This is a genomic window from Streptomyces sp. BR1 (assembly GCF_052373795.1).
In the GTDB taxonomy this organism is placed as follows: domain Bacteria; phylum Actinomycetota; class Actinomycetes; order Streptomycetales; family Streptomycetaceae; genus Streptomyces.
Window position 1 is genome coordinate 1,239,581 of record NZ_CM126252.1, and the last position, 25,280, is coordinate 1,264,860.

Annotated in this window: 16 protein-coding genes and 2 rRNA genes; 7 read left to right on the forward strand and 11 right to left on the reverse strand. The window is 68.8% G+C overall.

Going from position 1 to position 25,280, the window contains the following annotated elements:
• Positions 1-182 precede the first annotated feature (182 nt).
• The gene (gene glgX, locus ACT1U9_RS05625) at positions 183-2,303 is read left to right on the forward strand and encodes a glycogen debranching protein GlgX (protein ID WP_444537268.1); all 2,121 of its coding nucleotides are present in this window, start codon (positions 183-185) and stop codon (positions 2,301-2,303) included.
• Here the strand turns inward: glgX and ACT1U9_RS05630 are convergent.
• Complete coding sequence (locus tag ACT1U9_RS05630; protein WP_444537269.1) at positions 2,257-3,552, reverse strand: MFS transporter; 1,296 nt, start codon at positions 3,550-3,552, stop codon at positions 2,257-2,259. The two genes, glgX and ACT1U9_RS05630, sit on opposite strands and share 47 nt — an antisense overlap.
• Before the next feature lie 81 nt (positions 3,553-3,633).
• Here ACT1U9_RS05630 and treY point away from each other — a divergent pair, with 81 nt between their 5' ends.
• On the forward strand, positions 3,634-6,027 hold the full coding sequence (gene treY / locus ACT1U9_RS05635; RefSeq protein ID WP_444537270.1) for a malto-oligosyltrehalose synthase: 2,394 nt from the start codon (positions 3,634-3,636) through the stop codon (positions 6,025-6,027).
• Here treY and ACT1U9_RS05640 read toward each other — a convergent pair.
• Positions 6,007-6,921 (reverse strand): LysR family transcriptional regulator, encoded by a 915-nt coding sequence (locus ACT1U9_RS05640; RefSeq protein WP_444537271.1) that lies wholly within the window; start codon positions 6,919-6,921, stop codon positions 6,007-6,009. The two genes, treY and ACT1U9_RS05640, sit on opposite strands and share 21 nt — an antisense overlap.
• Before the next feature lie 92 nt (positions 6,922-7,013).
• On the opposite strand from ACT1U9_RS05640, the gene lpdA reads away from it, so the two are divergent.
• Complete coding sequence (gene lpdA, locus ACT1U9_RS05645; RefSeq protein ID WP_444537272.1) at positions 7,014-8,450, forward strand: dihydrolipoyl dehydrogenase; 1,437 nt, start codon at positions 7,014-7,016, stop codon at positions 8,448-8,450.
• A 58-nt stretch (positions 8,451-8,508) separates the two neighbouring features.
• Here lpdA and ACT1U9_RS05650 read toward each other — a convergent pair whose 3' ends face one another.
• Together ACT1U9_RS05650 and ACT1U9_RS05655 are read right to left on the reverse strand one after the other, a co-directional pair.
• Positions 8,509-8,988 (reverse strand): GNAT family N-acetyltransferase, encoded by a 480-nt coding sequence (locus tag ACT1U9_RS05650; RefSeq protein ID WP_444537273.1) that lies wholly within the window; start codon positions 8,986-8,988, stop codon positions 8,509-8,511.
• 128 nt (positions 8,989-9,116) lie between these two features.
• Entirely contained in the window at positions 9,117-9,665 is a 549-nt protein-coding gene (locus ACT1U9_RS05655) for an FHA domain-containing protein (protein ID WP_444537274.1), read from the reverse strand.
• A gap of 158 nt (positions 9,666-9,823) precedes the next feature.
• Between ACT1U9_RS05655 and ACT1U9_RS05660 the strand changes: the two genes are divergently transcribed.
• Positions 9,824-10,783: a GNAT family N-acetyltransferase gene (locus tag ACT1U9_RS05660; protein WP_444537275.1), complete on the forward strand. Its 960-nt coding sequence runs from the start codon at positions 9,824-9,826 to the stop codon at positions 10,781-10,783.
• 41 nt (positions 10,784-10,824) lie between these two features.
• Here ACT1U9_RS05660 and ACT1U9_RS05665 read toward each other — a convergent pair whose 3' ends face one another.
• Positions 10,825-12,174 carry a GH1 family beta-glucosidase gene (locus ACT1U9_RS05665; protein WP_444537276.1) on the reverse strand — a complete coding sequence of 450 codons (1,350 nt, stop codon included), beginning with the start codon at positions 12,172-12,174 and terminating at the stop codon, positions 10,825-10,827.
• 117 nt (positions 12,175-12,291) lie between these two features.
• Here ACT1U9_RS05665 and treZ point away from each other — a divergent pair, with 117 nt between their 5' ends.
• A complete protein-coding gene (gene treZ / locus ACT1U9_RS05670; protein ID WP_444537277.1) occupies positions 12,292-14,043 on the forward strand; it encodes a malto-oligosyltrehalose trehalohydrolase in 1,752 nt (583 codons plus the stop codon).
• Here the strand turns inward: treZ and ACT1U9_RS05675 are convergent, their stop codons facing one another.
• From ACT1U9_RS05675 to ACT1U9_RS05685, 3 genes are all read right to left on the reverse strand, one after another.
• Positions 14,044-15,192 carry a M24 family metallopeptidase gene (locus ACT1U9_RS05675; protein WP_444537278.1) on the reverse strand — a complete coding sequence of 383 codons (1,149 nt, stop codon included), beginning with the start codon at positions 15,190-15,192 and terminating at the stop codon, positions 14,044-14,046.
• A gap of 73 nt (positions 15,193-15,265) precedes the next feature.
• Positions 15,266-16,225, reverse strand: a complete 960-nt coding sequence (locus ACT1U9_RS05680) for a hypothetical protein (protein ID WP_444537279.1) — start codon at positions 16,223-16,225, stop codon at positions 15,266-15,268.
• An 83-nt stretch (positions 16,226-16,308) separates the two neighbouring features.
• On the reverse strand, positions 16,309-16,944 hold the full coding sequence (locus ACT1U9_RS05685) for a nucleoside/nucleotide kinase family protein (protein ID WP_444537280.1): 636 nt from the start codon (positions 16,942-16,944) through the stop codon (positions 16,309-16,311).
• A 105-nt stretch (positions 16,945-17,049) separates the two neighbouring features.
• Here ACT1U9_RS05685 and ACT1U9_RS05690 point away from each other — a divergent pair, with 105 nt between their 5' ends.
• Both ACT1U9_RS05690 and ACT1U9_RS05695 read left to right on the forward strand, forming a co-directional pair.
• Positions 17,050-17,436: a VOC family protein gene (locus ACT1U9_RS05690; RefSeq protein ID WP_444537281.1), complete on the forward strand. Its 387-nt coding sequence runs from the start codon at positions 17,050-17,052 to the stop codon at positions 17,434-17,436.
• 130 nt (positions 17,437-17,566) lie between these two features.
• Positions 17,567-19,252 (forward strand): hypothetical protein, encoded by a 1,686-nt coding sequence (locus tag ACT1U9_RS05695; protein WP_444537282.1) that lies wholly within the window; start codon positions 17,567-17,569, stop codon positions 19,250-19,252.
• A gap of 55 nt (positions 19,253-19,307) precedes the next feature.
• Here the strand turns inward: ACT1U9_RS05695 and ACT1U9_RS05700 are convergent, their stop codons facing one another.
• The 3 genes from ACT1U9_RS05700 to ACT1U9_RS05710 all read right to left on the reverse strand — a co-directional run bounded on the left by ACT1U9_RS05700 (position 19,308) and on the right by ACT1U9_RS05710 (position 25,020).
• On the reverse strand, positions 19,308-21,569 hold the full coding sequence (locus ACT1U9_RS05700; protein WP_444537283.1) for an ATP-binding cassette domain-containing protein: 2,262 nt from the start codon (positions 21,567-21,569) through the stop codon (positions 19,308-19,310).
• A 136-nt stretch (positions 21,570-21,705) separates the two neighbouring features.
• Positions 21,706-21,822: ribosomal RNA gene (gene rrf / locus ACT1U9_RS05705) — 5S ribosomal RNA — on the reverse strand.
• Between the two features lie 77 nt (positions 21,823-21,899).
• A 23S ribosomal RNA gene (locus ACT1U9_RS05710) occupies positions 21,900-25,020 on the reverse strand.
• Between the last annotated feature and the right edge of the window lie 260 nt (positions 25,021-25,280).

A 25,280-nucleotide genomic window follows, 5' to 3' on the forward strand; every position in this document is an offset into this window, starting at 1 on the left:
GGCCGGATCCGACCGCGAAGGCCGTCCGGATCACCTCGGGTGCCCGCTGTCCCGACCTGGGGTTCCCGCGCCCGGATCACCCTCCGGAGCACTCCGGCGTCCTATGGGACGGCCGTCTTTTCCGGAAGGATCTGCGTCAAGTGCCCCTCAGTACCCGGATCAGAAGTGGAAGAGTCTTGCCCATGCAGGTGTGGCCGGGACAGGCGTACCCACTCGGCGCCACGTACGACGGCGCCGGGACCAACTTCGCGGTCTTCTCGGAGGCCGCCCGCCGGATCGAGTTGTGCCTGCTGCACGACGACGGCTCGGAGACGGCGGTGGAGCTGCGCGAGAGCGACGCGTTCGTCCGCCACGCCTATCTGCCCGGAGTGATGCCCGGTCAGCGCTACGGCTTCCGCGTGCACGGCCCGTACGAGCCGCACAAGGGCCACCGCTGCAACTCGGCCAAGCTGCTTCTCGACCCCTACGCGCGCGCGGTCAGCGGCAGCGTCGACTGGGGCGAGGCGGTGTACGGCTACTACTTCGACCGCCCCGAGGCCCGCAACGACATGGACTCGGCGCCGCACACCATGACGTCGGTCGTGGTCAACCCGTACTTCGACTGGGGGGACGACCGCCCTCCGCGCACCGAGTACCACCGCACCGTGCTGTACGAGGCCCATGTGAAGGGCCTGACGATGCTCCATCCGGCGCTGCCCCAGGAGATGCGCGGCACCTACGCGGCGCTGGCGCACCCGGCCGTCATCGGCCATCTGACGGAACTTGGCGTCACCGCCCTGGAGTTGATGCCGGTGCACCAGTTCGTCAACGACCACCGGCTGGCGGACGAGGGGATGTCCAACTACTGGGGTTACAACACGATCGGATTCTTCGCCCCGCACAACGCCTATGCCTCGTGGGGCGACCGGGGCCAGCAGGTCCTGGAGTTCAAGCAGGCCGTACGGGCGCTGCACCAGGCGGGCATCGAGGTCATCCTCGACGTCGTCTACAACCACACGGCGGAGGGCAACCACCTGGGCCCCACGCTCTCCTTCCGGGGCCTGGACAACGCGCAGTACTACCGGCTGGCCGACGACCAGCGCTACTACGAGGACACCACCGGCACCGGGAACTCGCTCCTGATGCGCTCGCCGCACGTCCTCCAACTGATCATGGACTCGCTGCGGTACTGGGTCACCGAGATGCATGTGGACGGCTTCCGCTTCGACCTCGCGGCGACGCTGGCCCGGCAGTTCCACGAGGTGGACCGGCTGTCCTCGTTCTTCGACCTGGTGCAGCAGGACCCGGTGGTGAGCCAGGTCAAGCTGATCGCCGAGCCCTGGGACGTGGGCGAGGGCGGCTATCAGGTGGGCAACTTCCCGCCGCTGTGGACCGAGTGGAACGGTAAGTTCCGCGACACCGTACGGGACTTGTGGCGCGGCGAGCCGCGCACGCTCGCCGAGTTCGCCGGGCGGCTCACCGGCTCCTCCGATCTGTACCAGGACGACGGCCGTCGGCCGCTGGCCTCCATCAACTTCCACACCTGCCACGACGGGTTCACCCTGCACGACCTCGTCGCGTACAACGACAAGCACAACGAGGCCAACAAGGAGGGCAACCGGGACGGCGAGAGCCACAACCGCTCCTGGAACTGCGGCACCGAGGGCGACACGGACGACGAGGAGGTCCTGGAGCTGCGCGAGCGCCAGATGCGCAACTTCATCGCCACCCTGATGCTGTCGCAGGGCGTGCCGATGCTCAGCCACGGCGACGAGTTCGCCCGCACCCAGCACGGCAACAACAACGCCTACTGCCAGGACAGCGAGCTGACCTGGGTGAAGTGGCCCGACGCGGGCGGCGACCCGGAAGGGACACTGCTCGCCTTCACCCGGACCATGGTGTGGCTGCGGCGAGACCACCCGGTCTTCCGCCGCCGCCGGTTCTTCCACGGCCGGCCGGTGCAGGGCACGCACGACGAGCTGTCGGACATCGCCTGGTTCACCCCGGAGGGTGAGGAGATGACGCAGCAGGACTGGCAGGCGGCGAGCGCCAAGGCCCTCACGGTCTTCCTCAACGGCAACGCGATCTCCGAGCCGGGCCCGCGCGGCGAGCGGATCGCTGACGACTCCTTTCTGTTGATGTTCAATGCGAGCGCCGAGGTCATCGACTTCCTGGTCCCGGTCAACCACGGCAGACAGTGGCAGGTGGTGGTGGACACCGGCCGTCCGGAAGGGGTGCCGCCGGGCGACGGCCCGAAGGTGACGGCCGGCGAGCGGATCACCCTCGTGGGACGGAGCCTGGCGGTGCTGCAACGCCCGGCGTGAGCGGGTGTGGTTGCGGTTGCGGTTGCGGTTGCGCGGCGAGGGTGTCGTGGGGCGGCCCGGCGTCCGCCACGCCGCGCACGGACCATGAGAGCACCGCGCAGAGCGCCCCCGCGACCACCATGACCGCGAAGGCCGCACCCGGACCGTGTTCCTCGGCCAGCCGCCCCGACAGAGCGAGAGCGAGCGCCTGGCCGCCGACGATCCCGCTGGTCAGGAACGCCATGGACTCGGCCAACCGGGCGGCGGGGACGATCCGTTCGGTCAGCGCGAACAGGGTGATCAGGTGCGGGGCGTACGCCACTCCGAGAACGACCACCACCCCGTACAGAGTTCCCAGCGAGCCCACGAAAAGCAGCGGGACGGACAGCACCACCAGAGCGGCGGTGGCGATCCGCCACCGCGCGCGTAGCGCGAGTCTTTCCGGTACGGCGACCATGGCGAGGCCCGCCGCCGCGCTCATCACGCCCATCGCGGCGTAGACGAGCCCGGTCTGGGACGGCTGCCCGAGCCGCTCGGTGAGCGCGGTGATGCCCGCCTGGGAGGCGCCGAACATGGCGCCTTGAAGGACCATCGTGACGCGCAGCGCGTACGCCGCACTCGGCAGCCGGGTTCGCGGCGCCCAGACGCGCTCTTCGGCCATGACCTGTCCGGCCGTCGGGTGCAGGGCGAAGCCGGTGCCGCAGACGGCGAGCAGCCAGGCGGCGGCGAGCAGCGCCACGGCCGGGTGGGCGAGGGCGGCCGCCAGGCCCACGAAAGCCGGGCCGAGCACGAACGACACCTCGTCGAGGGTGCCTTCGAAGGAGAGCGCGGCGGCCACGGTCCGCTCGTCGGCGCCGGCACGGCGGGCCAGCGCCACCGTCCGGGTCCGGGCCAGCGGGCCCACCTGCGGCACGCTGGCCCCGGCGAGCGCCCCCAGCAGCACCAGCCAGCCGGTACCCGCGTGCGCGAGGGCCGCAACGACGAGCGCGGTGACCGCGACGGCGTTGACGAGCGCCGCGACGAGCACCACGGTGCGCTGACCGTGGCGGTCAGCGGTACGGCCGAGGAGCGGGCCGCCGACGGTCTGCCCGAGCGCGAGGGCACCGCCCGCGAGCCCCGCGGTGGCCAGGCTGCCGCTGGTCTCGGCGACCAGGAGCACGCTGCCCAGCTGACACATGGCCGTCGGCAGCCTGCCGAGGAAGGAGACGACGGGGAGTACGGGCCCGGTGAGGGCGATGACCTTGCGATAGGTGTGCAACGCTCCGGACATCAGGCGAAGCTAACGCGGCAGACGGGTGCGGACGTATGGGCCGAAGGCACAGAAGCCGCCCAGCGGGGTACGTACGTTCGCATGACACCCACCGCGACCTACCGGCTGCAGCTCCAGCCGGATTTCCCGTTCCGTGCCGCCGAGCGCGCCGTGCCCTATGTCGCCTCGCTAGGGGTGTCCCATCTGCATCTGTCACCGGTCCTCGAAGCGGTGCCGGGGTCGACGCACGGCTATGACGTCGTCGACCACGCGCGCGTACGTGCGGAGCTGGGCGGTGAGGAAGGACTGCGGCGGCTCGCCCGCACCGCGCGGGCGGCCGGGCTCGGCCTGGTGCTCGACATCGTCCCGAACCACATGGCAGCGGCGCCGCGCCACAATCGGCAGCTGTGGGAAGTGCTGCGCGACGGTCCCGACTCGCCGTACGCCAAGTGGTTCGACATCGACTGGGCGGCGGGCGACGGCAAGGTGCTGCTGCCGGTGCTGGCCGGGCCCATCGGGAGCGAGCTGGACCGGCTCGCGGTGGACCGTCGGAATGGGGTGTTGGCGTACGGGGAGGCGCACGAGTTCCCGCTGCGCGCCGGTACGGAGCGGCTGGTGCTGCGCGAGCTGCTCGATGCGCAGTGGTACCGGCTCGGCTGGTGGCGGCTGGCCCGTACCGAGCTCAACTACCGGCGCTTCTTCACCATTTCGGAGCTCATCGGCCTCCGGGTGGAGGACGAGGAGGTCTTCGCCGCCACCCACGCCAAGGTCCTTGAGCTGATCCGGGACGGCGTGGTGGACGGGCTGCGGGTGGACCACCCGGACGGGCTGGCCGACCCCGAAACGTATCTGCGGCGACTGAACGAGGCGACGGACGGCCGCTGGACGGTCGTCGAGAAGATCCTCGCGCGCGTGGAGCCGCTCCCGACGGGATGGGCGGTCGCGGGCACGACCGGCTACGACGCGCTCGGACGGATCGACGGCCTCTTCACCGATCCGGCCGGTCATGCGGAACTGATCGCCCTCTACCGGGAGTTCATCGGTCAGGCCGACGATCTGGGCGGGCTCTGGCAGCCGACGGCGCGCCGCGCTGCCTACGAAGTGGTCACGCATGAGCTGGCCGCCGAAGTGGACCGCCTCACGCGCACGGCGGCGGGGCTGTGCGCCCGCGAGACCGCACTGCGCGACCATGCGCCCTGGGCCCTGCGGCTCGCCCTGCGCGAGCTCCTGATCCGGATCCCGGTCTACCGGCCGTACGGGCTCGACGCCGAGGACGTGCTGACCGCTGACATGGCACGCCGGGCGAGGCAGGCGTTCGCCGTGCCGGAGGAGGCCTCGGCGGTCGATGCCGTACGCGACCTGGCGCTCGGGCGGTACGGCGACGGCCCCGGGCACCGCGCGTTCCGGGTCCGCTTCGCGCAGACGGCTTCGGCGCTGCGGGCCAAGTCCCTCGAAGACACGGCGTTCTACCGCTATGTGCCGCTGCTCTCGGCCAATGAGGTGGGCGGCGCCCCCGACCGGCCCGCCGTCACCCCAGACGAGTTCCACGCCTTCTGCGCCTGTATCGCCCGCGACTGGCCGGCCACCGGGACCGTACTGTCCACGCACGACACGAAGCGCAGCGCGGACGTACGGGCCCGGATCACGGCGCTGTCCGAGTGCCCGGGGCGATGGGCGGCCCTCCTCGACCGGCTCTCCAGCGCGCGCGTGCCCGATGGCCCCGCGCCCGATCCGCACCTGGCATGGACGGCCTGGCAGACGGCGGTCGGCCTGGGCGGCACCGGCGTGACGGAAGAGCGGCTGAGCGGCGCTCTGCTCAAGTCCGCGCGCGAGGCCGGGCTGCGCACCGGCTGGACCGAACAGGATCCGGAGTACGAGCGCGCGCTGGCCCGCTTCGTAGCGGCGGGGCCCGCCGGGCCGCTCTCGGCTGAGATCGAGGAGTTCTCTCACGGCCTGACCGCAGCCACGCGCGCGAACGTGCTGGGTGCCGCGCTGGTGCACCTGACGATGCCGGGCGTGCCGGACATCTATCAGGGCACGGAGTCCGAGTACCTGGCGCTGGTCGACCCCGACAACCGGCGGCCGGTGGACTTCCCCGAAGCCGCGCTGGAGTCCGAGCCGGAATCCGCTCCAGACGAGAAGTGGAAGATCTCGGTCGAGACTCTTCGGCTGCGCCGGGAACTTCCGCAGGTGTTCGGGGAGTTGGGTACATACGAGCCACTGACCGCCACCGGGCCGTCGGCCGCTCACTGCCTCGCGTTCTGCCGCTCCGGCGAGGTGGTGACGGCGGTGACCCGGCTGTCGCTGCGGCTGGCCGAGTCGGGCGGCTGGGGCACGACAGAGCTACCGCTGCCGCAGGGCATGTGGGCCGATGTCCTGTGCGCCGGGCGGGAGTTCACGGGGGCAGTGGGGCTGGGCACCCTGTTCGCCGACCGTCCCGTCGCGCTGCTCAGGCGGGTCGCGGGAGGCGGGGCTCTAGCAACCGGTGGTGGGTGACTCGCCCTTGCCTCCGTACGGCGCCGACCTGCGCAGCAGATCGGTGAACGCGGCCGCGGCCCCGGTCAGCTCCACGCGGGAGAAGACCGCCAGGGCCCGGCTCCAGGGCGGGTCGACCGGCAGCACCACGCAGTCCTCCCCGAGCCCGCCCCGTACGACGTGCGAGGGGGCCGCGACGATGCCGACGCCCGCCGCGGCCATCCGTACCGCGGTCGAGGTGTGCTCGGTGCGCAGGGCGGTGCGGGGCGCGAAGCCCGCCCGGCCGCAGACCAGGTCGAGGAACGGCATCCCGTCGACGACCGGCTCCATCGCGCACCGCACCCAGTTGTGGTCGGCCAGTTCTTCGAGCCGCACCGACGAGCGGCCGGCGAGGGGGTCGTCGAAGGGGACGATCAGCGCGATCTCCTCCTCGCCGACCTCGACGACGGGTCCGTCCCAGCGGCGCGGCCGGGGCCCCACGGCGAGGTCGGCGGTGCCGCGTTCCAGCTCTTCCTCCAGGGCCTCGGTGGACGCGTATTCGTGCAGGACGAGCCCCACCCCGGGGTGTTCGCGGCGCCACTGCGCGAAGACGTCCGGAAGTACCCCCACGGCGACCGAGTGCACCGACGCGATGTGCAACTCGCCCCCCGCCGCCCCGGCGCTCGCGCGGGCGGCTCGCTGGGCGCGCGCGGCGCTGCGCACGGCGAGCTGGGCGTGCGGCAGGAATGCGCGCCCCATGGGGGTGAGGCGCACCCCGCGCGAAAGCCGTTCGAGCAAGTCGCCGCCGACGGATTTCTCCAGCGCCTTGATCTGGTGTGAGAGGGCGGGCTGGGTGACATGCAGCAGCTCGGCCGCGCGCGTGAAGGAGGATTCCTCGACGACGGCCACGAAGTACTCCATCTGACGCAGGCTCATGTCGATCCCCGCCCCTCCCATAAGCGTTGTGCATCGATCCCACAAGAACATTGCCTTGGACTCATGGCAAGGTCCGGCCGGAAGCTGGACCCATGACCGAGAACCCTGTGACCCTTGTGACGGCCGACAACCGAGTGGCCGATGTGATCGTGATCGGGGGCGGCACCGGTGGGTACTCCACCGCCCTGCGCGCCGCCGCCCTCGGCCTGACCGTCGTCCTCGCCGAACGCGACAAGGTCGGCGGCACCTGCCTGCACCGCGGCTGCATCCCGAGCAAGGCGATGCTGCACGCCGCCGAACTCGTCGACGGTATCGCCGAGGCCCGCGAGCGCTGGGGCGTGAAGGCCACGCTCGACTCGGTGGACTGGTCCGCCCTGGTGGCCACGCGCGACGACATCGTCTCCCGCAACCACAAGGGCGTGGAAGGCCATCTCTCGCACGCAGGGGTCCAAGTCATCCGAGGCGGCGCCCGGTTGACCGGCAAGCGGACCGTGCACGTCGACGGGTACGGCGAGTTCACCGCCCGGCGCGGCATCGTCCTCGCCACCGGCTCCCGGCCCCGGATGCTGCCGGACCTGGAGGCCGACGGGCGGCGCGTGGTCACCAGCGACGACGCGCTCTTCGCCCCCGGACTGCCGCAGTCCGTCCTCGTCCTCGGCGGCGGCGCGATCGGGGTCGAGTACGCCTCCTTCCACCGCTCGATGGGCGCCGACGTCACCCTGATCGAGGCCGCCGACCGCCTCGTCCCGCTGGAAGACACCGATGTGAGCCGCCACTTGACCCGCGGCCTGAAGAAGCGCGGCATCGATGTGCAGACGGGTGCCCGCTTCCTGGCCACCGAGGTTCTGGACAACGGCATACGGGCAACGGTGCGCACCTCACGCGGCGAGACCCGGGCCATCGAGGCGGAGCGTCTGCTGGTGGCCGTGGGCCGCGCCCCGGTGACCGACGGCCTCGGCCTGGCGGCGGCCGGACTGACCACGGACGAGCGGGGGTTCGTGGCCCCCGCCGACTGGGCGCGCCTGGAAACCCCGTTGCCCGGGATCCATGTCGTCGGCGATCTGCTGCCCCCTCCTTCCCTCGGCCTGGCCCACGCCTCGTTCGCCGAGGGCCTGCTCGTGGCCGAGACCCTCGCCGGTCTGGCGTCACCGCCGGTCGACTACGCGGCGGTGCCCCGTGTCACGTACTCCTCTCCGCAGACCGCGTCGGTCGGGCTGACCGAGGCGGACGCCCGCAATCGCGGGCACGACGTAGTCGTCAACACGATGCCCCTGACGGCCGTCGCCAAGGGGATGGTGCACGGCCAGGGCGGTGTGGTGAAGGTCGTCGCCGAGCGCGACGGTCAGGTCCTCGGTGTCCATCTCGTCGGCCCGAACGTCTCCGAGATGATCGCCGAGTCCCAGTTGATCGTCGGCTGGGACGCCGAACCGTCCGATGTGGCGCGCCACATCCACGCCCACCCGACCCTGTCGGAAGCGGTCGGCGAGACGTTCCTGACCCTGGCGGGACGCGGCCTCCACCAGCAGTAAGGCCGGTCGAGTGGGCCGGACGATGGTCTCGGGCGCCGTTACGCGTCCGAGGCCCCCGTTACGCCTCCGAGCCGACGGGCATTGCGTAGCGGATCTTCTCGCGGCCGGTCGCGCCTATTCGGTCGTAGAACCGGCGCGCCCCTTCGTTCCAGACCGGCGTCTGCCACTGCACCTCGGTGATACCGAGCGCCCGCGCCTCGGCCTTCACCGCGTCGATCAGCAGCGCGCCGAGGCCGAGGCCCCGCTGGCCGTCGCGAAGGAAGAGACAGTCCATGTGCAGGTACTCACGCGCCTGCCAGGTGGAGAACTCGGGCGCACAGCTCGCGTATCCGACCACCTCGCCGTCCGGCGTCTCGGCGACCAGACAGCGCACCCGGGGAGTCCCGGTGCCGAAGAGCAGGGCTCCGAGCCGCTCCGCGAGGTCGGGCGCGGGCGGCGCGGCCTTCTCGTACACCGCGTGCTCCGCGGCGAGTTCGGCCAGGCGCGGCAGATCGGCGGGGCGGGCGTGCCGCACACGGGGCTGCTGGTCGTCGTTCATACCCGCCATGATGAGGGGCACCACTGACAACGGCGTCTGCGGGGGCGTTCTCGCTGGTCAGGTACCCAGCTCAGGCCCCCGGCTCGGGTTTCCGATCAGCTCGGGTTCCCAGCTCAGGCCGTCGTGGCTCAGTGCGTGGCGAGCCGGAAGCTCATCCGCCCGAAGCTCACCTGGTCCCCGTCATTGACGACCACCGCGCCGGTCACGCGGCGCCCGTTGACGCTGGTGCCGTTGGTGGAGCCGAGGTCCCGCAGCACCCACACGCCGGACTGGTGGGTCAGCTCCGCGTGCACCCGGGACACCGTCTCGTGGCTGAGCCGCAGTCCGTTGTGCGGATCACGGCCGATCCGCAGCGGATAGGGCCCGGGCACCGGGAACAGCAGCTTCGGCAGCCGCTCGGACTGCCACGCCCGCCGCATGGCGACGGTGAACCCGGAAACGCGGCTCACGGCGCCGTACAGCGCCCGCGACCAGCGGCTCTCCGACTCCAGATCGGCGGTGAGCGCGGCCAGCTCGTCGGACTGGCGCGCGGACAGGGCCAGCTCCATCCGCCGCAAGAAGGTGTCGTGCGAAAGCTTGCCCTGGGCGGCGCCCTCTCTGAGCACGTCGAGCACACGGTCGCGCTCGGCGTCGGAGAGCCGCGCGGGATACGTGTGGAACTCGAAGGACGACGTCACAGCAGCGATTGTCGGGCCGACGGCCTCGGCGTGTCCAGCAGAGCCGCGGTTTGCCGGCTCCCGCCGCCATCCCCACTGACCTGCACGTAATCCCCTTGCCCGACGCCTTGGCGCTGTTGTTAGGTTCTGCCGACCGTTACACCTCTGAGGGGAACTCCTTGACGACATCCGCGTCGGACATCACTTTCCGTCCGCTCGCCGGGCCCGAGGAACTCGGGCTCTTCCAGCAGCTTTCCTACGTACTCGACCACGAGGTCGAAGACGATCTGGCCACCGGGCGCCGCCGTCCCGAGTGGATGTGGGTGGCCCTGCGCGAGGACCGCGTGCTGGCCCGCCTCTCCTGGTGGACTCCGCCGGACCACGAGGCCCCGTACACCCTCGACTTCTTCGACGTCGACGACACGCTGCCGCCCGCCGAGCGTCACGCCATCGGACTGCGACTCCTGGAGACCGCCACCGCCGCGGTGATCCCGGCCGGTGCACCGCGTCCCGAGTACGGGCGTTTCGCTCCCGGTGACTGGCGCGAGGACCCGCACGCGCGCGAGGTGGTCGAGACACGGATGAACATCCTGGCCGAGACCGGCGCGCGCGTACTCGTCGAGCGGCTGCGCCTGGAATGGCGACCGGGAACTCCGGTCCCCGCGCAGTCCACCCGGCTCACCTTCCGCCCGGCGACGGACCGCGAGGAGCTCCTCTCGCTGATGACGCTGGTCCTGGAGAACACGCTCGACGAGCACAGCCGTACGGAACTGCTCACCATGACGCCGCGCGAGTCGGCCGAGCTGATGTACGAGGAGGAATTCGCCACCTTCAGGACGCCACGGGAGTGGTGGCGGATCGCCGAACTCCAGGACGGTGGCAGCCCGGTGGGCTTCGTCATTGCAGCCCGCAACAATTACCACCCGATCATCGCGTACATCGGCGTACTGCCCGCCCACCGCGGTCAGGGCTACATCGACGACATCCTGGCCGAGGGCACCCGCGTCCTGGCCGCCGAGGACGTCCCGCGCATCCGCGCCGCGACGGACCTCGGCAACGTACCGATGGCGAACGCCTTCGCGCGCGCCGGTTACGCGACCTTCGAGCGGGCGATCAACATGGTCTGGTCAGAGCAATAGTTGAGCCTCGCACCGGCGCCGCGACAGCGGCCCTCATAAAATCACTGCGCGGCGCGCTGGGCGCGGATCACCTCCCGGTACCACCGGTAGGAGTCCTTCGGGGTGCGCCGCAGCGTCTCGTAGTCGACGTGAACGAGCCCGAAGCGTTGCGATGCCCCTTCGATCCACTCGATGTTGTCGGTGAGCGACCAGACGAAGTAGCCGCGTACGTCGACGCCTTCGGCGATCGCCGTGTGCAGGGCGCGCAGATGCCCGTCGAGATAACGGATCCGGCCGGCGTCCTCGACTCCGTCATAGGAGCAGCCGTTCTCGGTGATGTACACCGGCGGCAGACGGTCCCCGTACCGTTTCTTCAGCTGTACGAGCATCTCGCGCAGCCCGTCGGGGACGACCGGCCACCCGAAGGCGGTGGTCTCGTATCCCTCGATCTCCCTGATGCCGAAGGGCAGTTCGGCGGGCATCCGGAAGCCCGCGAAGTTGTCGACGGCCTCGGGCGCGGGCGCGCCCACGCGCGTGGGGTTGTAGTAGTTCACCCCGTACCAGTCGAGGGGTGTCGAGATGACGGCGAGGTCGTCGGCGACCGGGCCCGGCATCAGGGATGCGAAGCCGTCGTCGGGGTAGCGGCCGGTCAGGATGGGGTCGGCGAACATCCAGTTGCTGATGGTGTCGTACAGATCCGCGCCGAAACGGTCCTCCTCGCTCTCGCCGGCCGCCCAGACCGGTGTGTGCGAGACGGCGATGCCTATGTTGTCGGCGCCCGCCGAGCGCAGCGCCCCGACGGCGAGGCCGTGTGCCAGCAGTTGGTGGTGAGCGGCGGGCAGCGCGTCGAAGAGCAGCTTCTTGCCGGGGGCGTGCTCGCCGAGCGCGTAGCCGAGCAGGGTGACCTCGGCCGGCTCGTTGATGGTGATCCACATGGGGACGCGGTCGGCGAGTCTGTCGGCCACTACGCGCGCGTAGTCGGCGAAGCGGTACGCGGTGTCGCGGTCGAGCCAGCCGCCCCGCTCCTCCAGCTCCAGCGGGGTGTCCCAGTGGTAGAGCGTCGGGGCGGGGGCGATGCCGTGGGCGCACAGTTCGTCGACGAGCCGGTCGTAGAAGTCGAGCCCGGCGGCGTTGACCGGGCCGCTGCCGCCAGGGACGACACGCGGCCAGCTGACGGAGAAGCGGAAGGCTCCGGCACCCAGGCCCGCGAGCAGGGCGACGTCCTCGCGGTAGCGGGCGTGGAAGCCGGTGGCCCGCGAGGCGTCGGAGCCGTCCTTGATCCGCCCCGGCTCGGCGGCGAAGGCGTCCCAGCCGGAGGGGCCCTTGCCCTCGGCTGCGGCGGCTCCCTCGGTCTGGAAGGCTGAAGCGGAGGCTCCCCAGAGGAAGCCGTGCGGGAACGGCGGCAGGGTCATGGATCCGGACCTTAATGGCGGGTAACCACAACCTCCAGCCCTTGATCCCGCCTTCCGCCGACTATTGGATGCCCTGTTCCACGGTTGACGGTACGCGGGCAACGGAAGGTATGGAGCATGTTGTTCGAGGTGTGGGCACCGCAGGCGGACCGGGTCGCCCTCCTGCTGGCGGGCGCGCGTCATGACATGGAGCCGCATCCGGTCCGGCCGGGGTGGTGGCTGGCCGAGGCCGAGGCGCGGGACGGCGACCACTACGGGTACGTCGTCGACGGCGGCCCGCCGCTGCCCGATCCCCGCTCGCGCCGCCAGCCGAACGGGCCCGACGGCCTCAGCGCCGTCGTCGACCACGAGCTCTTCACCTGGCAGACCCCCTGGCAGGGCCGCAGGCTGCCCACAGCCGTCCTCTACGAGCTGCACATCGGCACGTACACCGAGGAGGGCACCTTCGACGCGGCGGCCGCCCGCCTCGCCCATTTGGCGGAACTGGGGGTCACGCATGTGGAGCTCATGCCGGTGTGCCCCTTCCCGGGGCGGCACGGCTGGGGCTACGACGGCGTGTCGCCCTGGGCCGTGCACGAGCCGTACGGCGGCCCCGACGGGCTGAAACGATTTGTCGACGCGGCCCACGAACACGGCCTCGGGGTCGTCCTCGATGTCGTGCACAACCACCTCGGCCCGTCCGGCAACCACCTCCCCGCCTTCGGCCCGTACTTCACCGACACCCACCACACACCCTGGGGCGCCGCCGTCAACCTGGACGCCCCGGGGTCGGACGAGGTGCGGGCGTACTTCCTGGAGAGCGCGCTCTCCTGGCTGCGCGACTACCGGCTCGACGGACTGCGGCTGGATGCCGTGCACGCCCTCGTCGACACGCGCGCGTTGCCGTTCCTCGAAGAGCTCTCCACGGCCGTCGACGTACTCTCCGTCCAGCTCGGCCGCCCGCTCTTCCTCATCGCCGAGTCCGACCGGTGCGACCCGCGTACGACCGCCCCGCGCGCGGAGGCCGGGCTCGGACTGCACGCCCAGTGGAACGACGACTTCCATCACGCCCTGCACACCGCGCTCACCGGCGAATCCCAGGGCTATTACGCCGACTTCGCGCGCGCCCCGCTCGCCGCCCTCGCCAAGACGCTCACCCGGGTCTTCTTCCACGACGGCACGTATTCGAGCTTCCGGGGCCGCACCCACGGCCGCCGCGTCGACCGCGCGAGAACCCCCGCCCACCGCTTTCTCGGCTACTCCCAGACCCATGACCAGATCGGCAACAGGGCCCTGGGGGACCGGCTCTCGGCCGCCCTCTCCCCCGGGCTGCTGGCCTGCGCCGCCGCGCTGGTGCTCACCGGGCCGTACCCCCCGATGATCTTCATGGGCGAGGAGTGGGGCGCCCGCACGCCCTGGCAGTACTTCACCGACCACCCGGATCCCGAGCTCGCCGAGGCCGTACGCAGCGGCAGGCGGCGGGAGTTCACGGCACACGGCTGGGCCGAGGAGGACATCCCCGACCCTCAGGACCCCGCCACCAGGGCGCGCTCCTGTCTGGACTGGAGCGAGCTCGCGAACGAGCCCCACGCGCGCGTGCTCGCCTGGTACCGCGAGCTGATCGCGCTGCGGCGCTCACGGCCCGACTTCACCGACCCGGACATCGCCGCCGTCAAGGTCGTCCACGACGAGGAGGCGCGCTGGCTCACCTTCCGGCGCGGCGACCTCAGGACCGTGGTCAACCTCGCCAAGGAGCCCGCCGTGATCCCCCTCGGCAGGACCAACTGCCAGGTGCTTGCCGCGTGGGAGCCGGTGCAACCGCCGCGCCCGGACGGCGAATTCCTGCTGCCGCCCGAGAGCTGCGCGGTGCTCGGCCCCGCGATCGGTTGACTATTCGACGACTGCCATCTCGCGCGCGGTGTTGTTGAAACTGCGGCCGCCGTCCTCGGTGACCGTGACGATGTCCTCGATCCGTACGCCGAAGCGGCCCGGCAGATAGATGCCCGGCTCGATGGAGAAGCACATGCCGGGCACCAGCGGCTGCTCCTCGCCCTCGATCATGTAGGGCGGCTCATGGGTGGTGACGCCGATGCCGTGGCCGGTGCGGTGGATGAAGTACTCGCCGTATCCGGCCTCCTCGATCACCGCGCGCGCCGCCCGGTCGACGTCCTGGCAGGCCGCACCCGGCCGCACCGCCTCGAACCCCGCCCGCTGGGCCGCACGGACGACGTCGTGGACGCGCTGCTCGGTGGCACTGGGCTCGCCGACGTGGACGGTACGGGTGGTGTCCGAGCCGTATCCGTGCTTGAGGCCGCCGAAGTCGAGGACGACCATGTCGCCGTGCGCGATGGTCCGGTCGCCCGCCTCGTGGTGCGGATTGGCGCCGTTGGGCCCGGAGCCGACAACGGTGAAGTCCACTTGCGAGTGGCCGTACTTGATGAGCAGAGCGGCCAGATCCGCCGCGACGTCCGTCTCCTTGCGGCCCGCGAACCGGACCTTCAGGATCTCTCCGTACGCCTCGTCGGCCGCTGCCCCCGCTGCCTCCAGCCGCGCCAGCTCGTGCTCGTCCTTGACCGCCCGCAGCATCGGCAGCGCCTCGGTGAGCGCCGCAAAAGAAGTCTCCGGAAGCCGCTGTTGCAAGCCGAGCAGATGCAACGCCCAGGCGTTGTCGCTGACCCCGAACCGCGGTGCGGAACCGGCGGTCCGGGAGGGCGCGAGGAGGGGCGCGGTCAGAGCGTACGGGTCGACGGCGTCGGTCCAGTCCCGCAGGGTGAGCGCGGCGGCTCCGGGGGCGTGCTCCGCGTCGGGCGCCTCCAGTTTCGGCACGACGAGGACCGGGTCCTGCCCGGCCGCGAGCACCAGGACCGTCAGCCGCTCGGTGATCGCGGTCGGCTGATAGCCGGTCAGATAGACCAGGTCGGGCCCGGGCGCGACGAGCAGACCGGCCAGTCCGGCAGCGGCGGCGGACTCGGTGGCGCGCGCCATCCGGGCGCGATAGTCGTCGGCGGTGAAGGGCGCGGGTGCGGGTGAGATCGACATGGCCTCATCCTGCCCTCGCACCCTGGCGAACGCGATCGGGATTCGCGGCGGACAAGGAGCGGCCGCCAACGGCTCAGGTGCCTTCCTGGCTGTCCCCCACCAGCCGCTCCAGGAGTTCCTGGAAGTCGTCGCCAACCACGATGCGCAGCCCGTCGCCGTGGTCCTCCCGGTCGCTGAGCTGAGTCAACGTGCCATCGCGCCACCAGTAGACGAAGGGGCTGATGGAGCCAGGAGTGTCCTCGAAGCCGGACGCGGCGAACGACGCCATGGCGTTGAGGGCGGGGATCATGCCGGAGTCGCGGATGACGTGGAACGCGAGCTGGTGGCGGAACGGCATGGCGACGAGGGCACCGTCCCGCGTCAGTTCGCGGCCGGTGAGCTTCGGCACCAGGGCGTCGAGCGCCAGCACCCGGCTGGCCGTGTAGAACGAGTCGCCGACGACGACCTCGAACCGCATGCCCTCCTCGCCCTTGACGGTCTCGTGCGATTCGACGGGCAGATTCCGCAGGTTGGCCAGGGCCTGGGCGCGCAGTTCGGGGATCGGGCCCAGCGGTTCCAGCGCCTCGTCGGTGAGCATCATGACGCTCTCCGGGAGGTCGAGCGCGAGGATCTCGTAGAGGCCGGGAGCAATACCGCGCGCGTAGCTGAAGGTCTGCGGGTCGAGGCCCGCCTGGCTGATCACGCGCGGGTAGAGCTGCGCGCGGATCTGCTCGGGCGACAGGGTGTCGAGCGCGGAGGGCCCGTCCATGGTGCGCAGCACCATGCCGACATGGCGACGAATCAGTTCCGGCCACACACGCGGTCCGCGGCGGTCGTTGTGGCAGACCGCGGCGAGGTTTCCGAGGCCGAACTGGCGGCCGCCGCTGTCCTTCACGAAGTCGGCGTATACGGTCACCTCCAGGCCCTGCTCGGCAAACGCCTCGCGCGCCTGGGCACGGAACCGCGAGCCCTCGTCGGCCGAGAAATAGGCGAACTCCGCGTCCCGGGGCGTGTCGCTCCGGTCCCGCTTCGGCCCTCGTCGGAATATCCCCACGTCAGCTGCCTTCCGTCACACGGGTCACACGGTAGCCCCGTGGTAGATCCCTACGCTGTTCCCACGCCCGGTGAAGGCCGAGCCTACCCAGCCCCTACGGTGCTCACGACAAGATCCGCGCGGTCCCGGCCACCGGCCGCTACGCGCGCGTTGGCCTCGTCGGACTCCCTGACCCACCCTTCGGCGTACGGGCGGGCCTTCCCGAACCGGACATGCCGCTCGACGAGCCTGCGCACCCGTTCCTCCCCGTCGATGTCCAGGTACCAGACTTCGTCGAGCAGCCGACGAACCGGCGCCCACGCACCTTGATCGTGCAGCAGATAGTTGCCCTCGGTCACCACGAGCGGCACTTCAGGGTCGACCGGGATGCTCCCGGCGACCGGCTCTTCCAGTGAACGGTCGAAGGCGGGCGCGTACACCACCGTGCCGGGCTCGGGGGTGCGCAGCCGGGTGAGCAGGGCCGCGTATCCGACGGCGTCGAAGGTGTCCGGTGCGCCCTTGCGGCCGGCACGTCCGAGGCGGACCAGTTCGGCCTGGGCGAGATGGAAGCCGTCCATGGGGACGAGCACGGCCTGCCCTCCCAGCCGTTCGACCAGCCGATCGGCCAGGGTGGACTTCCCGGCTCCGGGCGGCCCGGCGATGCCGAGGATGCATCGGCGGCCGGGCACGGCGAGCAGCCGGGCGCGCTCGACGAGACGATCGAGGTGGACGGGCTCCATGCGCGGCATTGTTCCAGCACCGAACAGGCTTCGGATTCCAGTACCGAGCGTGTTCCGTTTCGTGGCGGCTTGGCTCGGCCTGAGTCATACGTATAACCTCGCCCCATGTCCCACATCGCACTCATTGCCGTCGTCGTCCGCGACTACGACGAGGCCATCGCCTTCTACACCGACGCACTCGGCTTCGAACTGGTCGAGGACACCGACCGCGGCGACGGCTCCCGCTGGGTGGTGGTCCGGCCGCGCGGCACCGGCACCGCGTCGCTGCTGCTGGCCCGCGCCAAGAACGAGACCGAGCGCGCGAGCATCGGCGCCCAGACCGGCGGCCGGGTCGGCTTCTTCCTCCACACCGAGGACTTCGCGGCCGACCACGCCCGGATGACGGCGGCCGGGGTGCGGTTCCTGGAGGAGCCCCGGCACGAGGCGTACGGCTCGGTCGCGGTCTTCGAGGACCTGTACGGCAACCGCTGGGACCTGCTCCAGCCCGTGTAGAACCCCGCAGCCCGGGAACCTGTGGAAAACCTCTGCTCCAGCCCTGCCACCTGCGCGGATCCCACCGCGAGCGGGCCCGGGCAGCGGCTGCGCAACGGCGTTGTCAGTGGAGGCTGTTACGTTCTGTGACATGACCGATCACGCACTCGACCTGCTGCGACAGCGACCCGACCTGGCCGAACTGGCCGCGTACCCCTTCAACTTCGACCTGGACCGGGCCGATCATGTGGAAGCGGTCCGGCTGGCCTCGGGGGGCTCGCTGGTGCCGATAGCGGGCGACGACACCGGCGGCACGTACTTCGTGTGCGACGGCGGGCGCGTGCTGTACGCATCGTCGGAAGGCCAGGCCGGGCTGATCGGTAACAGTGTCACCGAGGCGCTGGAGGTGATCATCGGGCTGCCGTCCTGGCACGACTGCGTCTCGCTGGCCCCGGCGGACGATCCCGACGGCGAGCAACGGATCCGGGACGACTTGGCCGAGCTGGAGGAGGAGGTCCTTGAGTACGTTCCGGAACTGGCCACCTTCCGGGCCGACTTGCGCGCCGGGCTCGGGCTGCCCGACCGCTCCCCCACCGAGCTGGTCGCCCGGCTGTACGACGCCCTGATCCACACCGAGCCCGAGTACCTGCTGCTCAACGCCGATGAACTGCTCGCCTACGAGCCGCTGGACCGGCATCCCCGTCCGCCGCTGTGGGAGACCGTGCTCGGTCCGGGCCGCGCGGACCTGGCGCTGCTGCGGACCGACCCCGCCGCCTGGGAGGACGTGGCCGGGGACGACACCCGCAGGGCGGTGGTGCTGCGGGCGGCGCAGTACGACCGCAGCGAAGAGGATCTGCCGTTCCTGCGCCTGCTGATGAAGCGCGAGGCGGACGAGGCCGGGATGAGCGACGAACTGCGCCTCGCCGTTGTGCTGGTGGGGCTGCACGGACTGCCGGAGGATCTGCCGCTGCTGCGCGAGGTCCATGAGACGACGTACGACACGTGGTGCGGCCTCGGTGGCATGCCGCAGGATGCGGCGGCGCTGGCAGCCTGGGCGCGGGACCTCGACGAGTCCGAGTACGGCACGGACCCGGACGACGAGGGCGAGCTGGCCTGGATCGCGCTCGCTGCCCGCCAGGGGCTCATCGAGCACGCCCGGGCCGCGCTGATACGGATGCTCGACGACACCGGGCCGGACGCCGAGATACTGCGCGCCCTGCGCTCGGGGCACAAGCCCGGGCCGTACTCGGGCGCCGACCGGCCCCGGCTCCGCACCCTCAGCCACGAGTTGGAGCTGATCGGCGACCTGGCCCAGGCCGCCCGCGCCCAGAAGCTCTACGTCTCGCTCCAGGACACGGCCTGGAACAGGGCATCGGAGGGATGCACGCTCGCCCGGCTGGAACGGGAGCGGGAGGCACTGGAATCGGCTGCGGCGGCGCTGCGCGGAGTGGTGACCGCGCTCGGGGCGGGCGATCCGGAGACGGCTCCCGGATCGGGGTCGGGCTCGGCGGCGGGGTCGGACGCGGTACAGACCGCGCTCGACATCCCCATACCGAAGGCCGGTCCGGAGGCGGCCGAGGACACGAGTGCCCAGGGCTGGCATAACTATGGTCTGGGGATGAGCGTCGTCGGGGAGCACTTCCGGCTGGCGATAGCGGCCGGGAACGCGGGGATGCCCGTCCTCGCCTCCGCCGCCTACGCCACCGGCGAGCAGTTGTTCCGGCGGCTGACTCCGGCGGGCCGCGCGGGCTGCGCCGAGCTGGCGAAGGAGGCTGAGGCCGCAGTGACGGCGGCGCCGGGTGCGTCTGTGCCCGAGGCTCCCGGCGCCGCCACCTGACAGAACTCCCGCTCCGCAGCGGCCCTATCCCGATCACTAGAGCAGGACCAACAACCTAGGCGACGTACTCACGGAGGTGACGCGCAGTCAAAGTATCCGCATCCGAGATCAGTTCGGCCGGGGTGCCGGTGAAGACGACCTGGCCGCCGTCGTGGCCGGCCCCGGGGCCGAGGTCCACGATCCAGTCGGCGTGGGCCATCACCGCCTGGTGGTGCTCGATGGCGATGACGGTGTTGCCGGAATCGACCAGCCGGTCGAGCAGGGCCAGCAGTTGGTCGACGTCGGCGAGGTGGAGGCCGGTGGTCGGCTCGTCCAAGACGTACACCGAGCGGTCCTCCGCCATGTGGATCGCGAGCTTCAGCCGCTGGCGCTCACCGCCGGAGAGGGTGTTCAACGGCTGGCCGAGGCGCAGATAGCCGAGGCCGACGTCCGCCAGGCGGGAGACGATGGCGTGTGCCTGACCGGAGGGGAAGAACTCGACCGCCTCCTCCACGGGCATGCCCAGCACCTCGCTGATGTTCTTGCCGTTCAGGGTGTACGTCAGCACCTCGGGCGTGAACCGCAGGCCCTCACACTGCTCGCACACCGAGGTGACCTGGCCCATCATCGCCACATCGGTGAAGATCAGGCCGAGGCCGTTGCAAGTCGGGCAGGCGCCTTCGGAGTTGGCGCTGAACAGTGCGGCCTTGACGCCGTTGGCCTTCGCGAAGGCGTTACGGACCGGGTTCAGGAGTCCGGTGTACGTGGCCGGGTTGCTGCGCCGGGAGCCGCGGATGGGTGACTGGTCGGCGACGACCACACCGTCGCGCCCGGCCAGATTGCCGTGGATCAGCGAGCTCTTGCCGGAGCCCGCGACACCGGTGACGACGGTCAGGACGCCGAGCGGGATCTCCACGTCGACGTCGCGGAGGTTGTGCTGGGCCGCGCCCTTGATCGAGAGGTGGCCGCTCGGCTTGCGGAACGTCTCGCGCAGCCGTGCCCGGTGGTCGAGGTGTCGGCCGGTCAGCGTGCCGGAAGCGCGCAGCCCGGCGACGTCGCCGCCGTAGCAGATCTCGCCGCCGTGCTGACCCGCTCCCGGCCCGAGGTCGACGACGTGGTCGGCGATCTCGATGACCTCGGGCTTGTGCTCGACCACCAGCACCGTGTTGCCCTTGTCCCGCAGCCGGATCAGCAGGTCGTTCATCCGGGCGATGTCGTGCGGGTGCAGTCCGGTGGTGGGCTCGTCGAACACGTACGTCACATCGGTCAGGCTGGAGCCCAAGTGGCGCACCATCTTGACCCGTTGGGCCTCGCCGCCGGAGAGGGTGCCAGTGCTCCGGTCGAGGCTGAGGTAGCCGAGCCCGATCTCGACGAGGGAGTCCAGGAGGCCGATGAGGTTGGCGAGCAACGGGGCGACGGACGGCTCGTCGAGCCCTCGTACGAACGCGGCGAGGTCGCTGATCTGCATGGCCGCGCATTCGGCGATGTTCACGCCGTTGATACGGGAGCCGAGAGCGGCTTGGCTGAGGCGGCTGCCTCCGCAGTCAGGGCAGTCCGCGAAGGACACGGCCCGGTCCACGAAGGCGCGGATGTGCGACTGCATGGCCTCGCGGTCCTTGTTGAGGTAGACCCGCTGGATCTTCACTACCAGGCCCTCGTAGTTGAAGCTCTTGGTGCCGATCTTCACCTTGGTCGCCGGCTTGTAGAGGAAGTCCTCCCACTCGGCGTCGGTGTAGTCCTTGAGCTTCTTGTCCGGGTCGAACAGGCCGGTGCTGGCGAAGGTCTCCCAGTTGTAGGTGCTGACGCCCATGTTGGGGACGGTGATCGCGTCCTCGTTGAGGGACTTCTCCCGGTCGACGAGCTGGTCGGGGTCCATGGCGGTGACCTCGCCCATCCCCTCGCAGCGCGGGCACATGCCCTCGGGGGTGTTGAAGCTGAAGGCGCTCGACGTTCCCACATGAGGGTCGCCGAGACGGCTGAAGACGATCCGGAGCATGGTGAACGCGTCGGTGGCGGTGCCCACGGTGGAGCGCGAATTGGCGCCCATCCGCTCCTGATCCAGCACGATGGCCGTGGTCAGATTGTGCATGGCGTCGACGTCCGGGCGGGCGGCGCTGGGCATGAAGGACTGCACGAAGGCGGTGTACGTCTCGTTGATCAGCCGCTGCGACTCGGCGGCGATGGTGCCGAAGACCAGCGAGGACTTGCCGGAGCCCGATACGCCGGTAAAGACGGTTAACCGCCGCTTCGGGATGTCTATGTCGACACCTTTGAGGTTGTTCTCCCGTGCTCCTCGCACTTGGATCTCGTGGTGACCGTCTGCCGCGTGCTGCGTCATTCTCGGGGCTCCTCGCTCGTACGGCACGATGGGGCCCCAGGCTAGACGGGTGGCAGCCGTCGATGATGCCGGAACGCAGAAAAGCCCCGCACCATTAATCCTTGCGGATCATGGTGCGGGGCTTCCCGCAATGATTGTTCGGCGGCGTCCTACTCTCCCACAGGGTCCCCCCTGCAGTACCATCGGCGCTGAAAGGCTTAGCTTCCGGGTTCGGAATGTAACCGGGCGTTTCCCTAACGCTATGACCACCGAAACACTATGAAATTAACGAAGCTGGCATTGACACAGCTGTTCGTTATTTCAGAACAAACACAGTGGACGCGAGCAACTGAGGACAAGCCCTCGGCCTATTAGTACCAGTCAGCTCCACCCCTTACGAGGCTTCCACATCTGGCCTATCAACCCAGTCGTCTACTGGGAGCCTTACCCTCTCAAGGAGGTGGGAATACTCATCTCGAAGCAGGCTTCCCGCTTAGATGCTTTCAGCGGTTATCCCTCCCGAACGTAGCCAACCAGCCATGCCCTTGGCAGGACAACTGGCACACCAGAGGTTCGTCCGTCCCGGTCCTCTCGTACTAGGGACAGCCCTTCTCAATATTCCTACGCGCACAGCGGATAGGGACCGAACTGTCTCACGACGTTCTAAACCCAGCTCGCGTACCGCTTTAATGGGCGAACAGCCCAACCCTTGGGACCGACTCCAGCCCCAGGATGCGACGAGCCGACATCGAGGTGCCAAACCATCCCGTCGATATGGACTCTTGGGGAAGATCAGCCTGTTATCCCCGGGGTACCTTTTATCCGTTGAGCGACGGCGCTTCCACAAGCCACCGCCGGATCACTAGTCCCGACTTTCGTCCCTGCTCGACCCGTCGGTCTCACAGTCAAGCTCCCTTGTGCACTTACACTCAACACCTGATTGCCAACCAGGCTGAGGGAACCTTTGGGCGCCTCCGTTACTCTTTAGGAGGCAACCGCCCCAGTTAAACTACCCATCAGACACTGTCCCTGATCCGGATCACGGACCCAGGTTAGACATCCAGCACGACCAGAGTGGTATTTCAACGACGACTCCACAACCACTGGCGTGGCTGCTTCACAGTCTCCCACCTATCCTACACAAGCCGAACCGAACACCAATATCAAACTGTAGTAAAGGTCCCGGGGTCTTTCCGTCCTGCTGCGCGAAACGAGCATCTTTACTCGTAGTGCAATTTCACCGGGCCTATGGTTGAGACAGTCGAGAAGTCGTTACGCCATTCGTGCAGGTCGGAACTTACCCGACAAGGAATTTCGCTACCTTAGGATGGTTATAGTTACCACCGCCGTTTACTGGCGCTTAAGTTCTCAGCTTCGCCACACCGAAATGTGACTAACCGGTCCCCTTAACGTTCCAGCACCGGGCAGGCGTCAGTCCGTATACATCGCCTTACGGCTTCGCACGGACCTGTGTTTTTAGTAAACAGTCGCTTCTCGCTGGTCTCTGCGGCCACCCCCAGCTCAGAGTGCAAGACTCATCACCGGTGATGGCCCCCCTTCTCCCGAAGTTACGGGGGCATTTTGCCGAGTTCCTTAACCATAGTTCACCCGAACGCCTCGGTATTCTCTACCTGACCACCTGAGTCGGTTTAGGGTACGGGCCGCCATGAAACTCGCTAGAGGCTTTTCTCGACAGCATAGGATCATCCACTTCACCACAATCGGCTCGGCATCAGGTCTCAGGCTTCATGCTGTCCGGATTTGCCTAGACAGCGCCCTACACCCTTACCCCGGGACTACCACCGCCCGGGCTGGACTACCTTCCTGCGTCACCCCATCGCTTACCTACTACAAGTCTGGTTCGTCGGCTCCACCACTTTCCTTTCCCCGAAGGGTCCGGAACGGCTTCACGGACTTAGCATCGCCTGATTCGATATTGGGCGTTTCAAAGCGGGTACCGGAATATCAACCGGTTGTCCATCGACTACGCCTGTCGGCCTCGCCTTAGGTCCCGACTTACCCTGGGCAGATCAGCTTGACCCAGGAACCCTTAGTCAATCGGCGCACACGTTTCTCACGTGTGTATCGCTACTCATGCCTGCATTCTCACTCGTGAACCGTCCACAACTAGCTTCCGCTGCTGCTTCACCCGGCACACGACGCTCCCCTACCCATCACAGCGGGCGTTGGCCCTCATGCTGCAATGACACGACTTCGGCGGTACGCTTGAGCCCCGCTACATTGTCGGCGCGGAATCACTTGACCAGTGAGCTATTACGCACTCTTTCAAGGGTGGCTGCTTCTAAGCCAACCTCCTGGTTGTCTCTGCGACTCCACATCCTTTCCCACTTAGCGTACGCTTAGGGGCCTTAGTCGATGCTCTGGGCTGTTTCCCTCTCGACCATGGAGCTTATCCCCCACAGTCTCACTGCCGCGCTCTCACTTACCGGCATTCGGAGTTTGGCTAAGGTCAGTAACCCGGTAGGGCCCATCGCCTATCCAGTGCTCTACCTCCGGCAAGAAACACACGACGCTGCACCTAAATGCATTTCGGGGAGAACCAGCTATCACGGAGTTTGATTGGCCTTTCACCCCTAACCACAGGTCATCCCCCAGGTTTTCAACCCTGGTGGGTTCGGTCCTCCACGAAGTCTTACCTCCGCTTCAACCTGCCCATGGCTAGATCACTCCGCTTCGGGTCTAGAGCGTGCAACTCAATCGCCCTGTTCGGACTCGCTTTCGCTACGGCTTCCCCACACGGGTTAACCTCGCTACACACCGCTAACTCGCAGGCTCATTCTTCAAAAGGCACGCAGTCACGACATACGTGCAAGCACGTATGCGACGCTCCCACGGCTTGTAGGCACACGGTTTCAGGTACTATTTCACTCCGCTCCCGCGGTACTTTTCACCATTCCCTCACGGTACTATCCGCTATCGGTCACCAGGGAATATTTAGGCTTAGCGGGTGGTCCCGCCAGATTCACACGGGATTTCTCGGGCCCCGTGCTACTTGGGTGTCTCTCAAACGAGCCGTCAATGTTTCAGCTACGGGGGTCTTACCCTCTACGCCGGACCTTTCGCATGTCCTTCGCCTACATCAACGGTTTCTGACTCGTCTCACAGCCGGCAGACTGTGAAAGAGAGATCCCACAACCCCCACGACGCAACCCCTGCCGGGTCTCACACGTCGTAGGTTTGGCCTCATCCGGTTTCGCTCGCCACTACTCCCGGAATCACGGTTGTTTTCTCTTCCTGAGGGTACTGAGATGTTTCACTTCCCCTCGTTCCCTCCACATGCCCTATGTGTTCAGGCATGGGTGACAGCCCATGACGACTGCCGGGTTTCCCCATTCGGAAACCCCCGGATCAAAGCCTGGTTGACGGCTCCCCGGGGACTATCGTGGCCTCCCACGTCCTTCATCGGTTCCTGGTGCCAAGGCATCCACCGTGCGCCCTTAAAAACTTGGCCACAGATGCTCGCGTCCACTGTGCAGTTCTCAAACAACGACCAGCCACCCATCACCCCACCAACAAGTAGTGAGTGCACTGGGGCCGGCAACTGAAGACTTTGGCCTTACCGGCCGCACCTTCAGACACCCAACAGCGTGCCCGGCCTCAACCCCTGGTCTGTTCTGTTCCACGCCGAAGCAGTACTGGGAACAACCAGGTGATGATGCCGAATAGTCAACGTTCCACCCATGAGCTGACCGTGCAGAACATTTGCCTGCA

Coding starts and splice junctions, on each gene's coding strand:
- ACT1U9_RS05695 (WP_444537282.1), top strand. CDS start 17,567: ATGACCGATCACGCACTCGACCTGCTGCGACAGCGACCCGACCTGGCC.
- ACT1U9_RS05690 (WP_444537281.1), top strand. CDS start 17,050: ATGTCCCACATCGCACTCATTGCCGTCGTCGTCCGCGACTACGACGAG.
- ACT1U9_RS05630 (WP_444537269.1), bottom strand. CDS start 3,552: ATGTCCGGAGCGTTGCACACCTATCGCAAGGTCATCGCCCTCACCGGG.
- ACT1U9_RS05700 (WP_444537283.1), bottom strand. CDS start 21,569: ATGACGCAGCACGCGGCAGACGGTCACCACGAGATCCAAGTGCGAGGA.
- ACT1U9_RS05640 (WP_444537271.1), bottom strand. CDS start 6,921: ATGAGCCTGCGTCAGATGGAGTACTTCGTGGCCGTCGTCGAGGAATCC.
- lpdA (WP_444537272.1), top strand. CDS start 7,014: ATGACCGAGAACCCTGTGACCCTTGTGACGGCCGACAACCGAGTGGCC.
- glgX (WP_444537268.1), top strand. CDS start 183: ATGCAGGTGTGGCCGGGACAGGCGTACCCACTCGGCGCCACGTACGAC.
- treY (WP_444537270.1), top strand. CDS start 3,634: ATGACACCCACCGCGACCTACCGGCTGCAGCTCCAGCCGGATTTCCCG.
- treZ (WP_444537277.1), top strand. CDS start 12,292: ATGTTGTTCGAGGTGTGGGCACCGCAGGCGGACCGGGTCGCCCTCCTG.
- ACT1U9_RS05675 (WP_444537278.1), bottom strand. CDS start 15,192: ATGTCGATCTCACCCGCACCCGCGCCCTTCACCGCCGACGACTATCGC.
- ACT1U9_RS05650 (WP_444537273.1), bottom strand. CDS start 8,988: ATGAACGACGACCAGCAGCCCCGTGTGCGGCACGCCCGCCCCGCCGAT.
- ACT1U9_RS05685 (WP_444537280.1), bottom strand. CDS start 16,944: ATGGAGCCCGTCCACCTCGATCGTCTCGTCGAGCGCGCCCGGCTGCTC.
- ACT1U9_RS05665 (WP_444537276.1), bottom strand. CDS start 12,174: ATGACCCTGCCGCCGTTCCCGCACGGCTTCCTCTGGGGAGCCTCCGCT.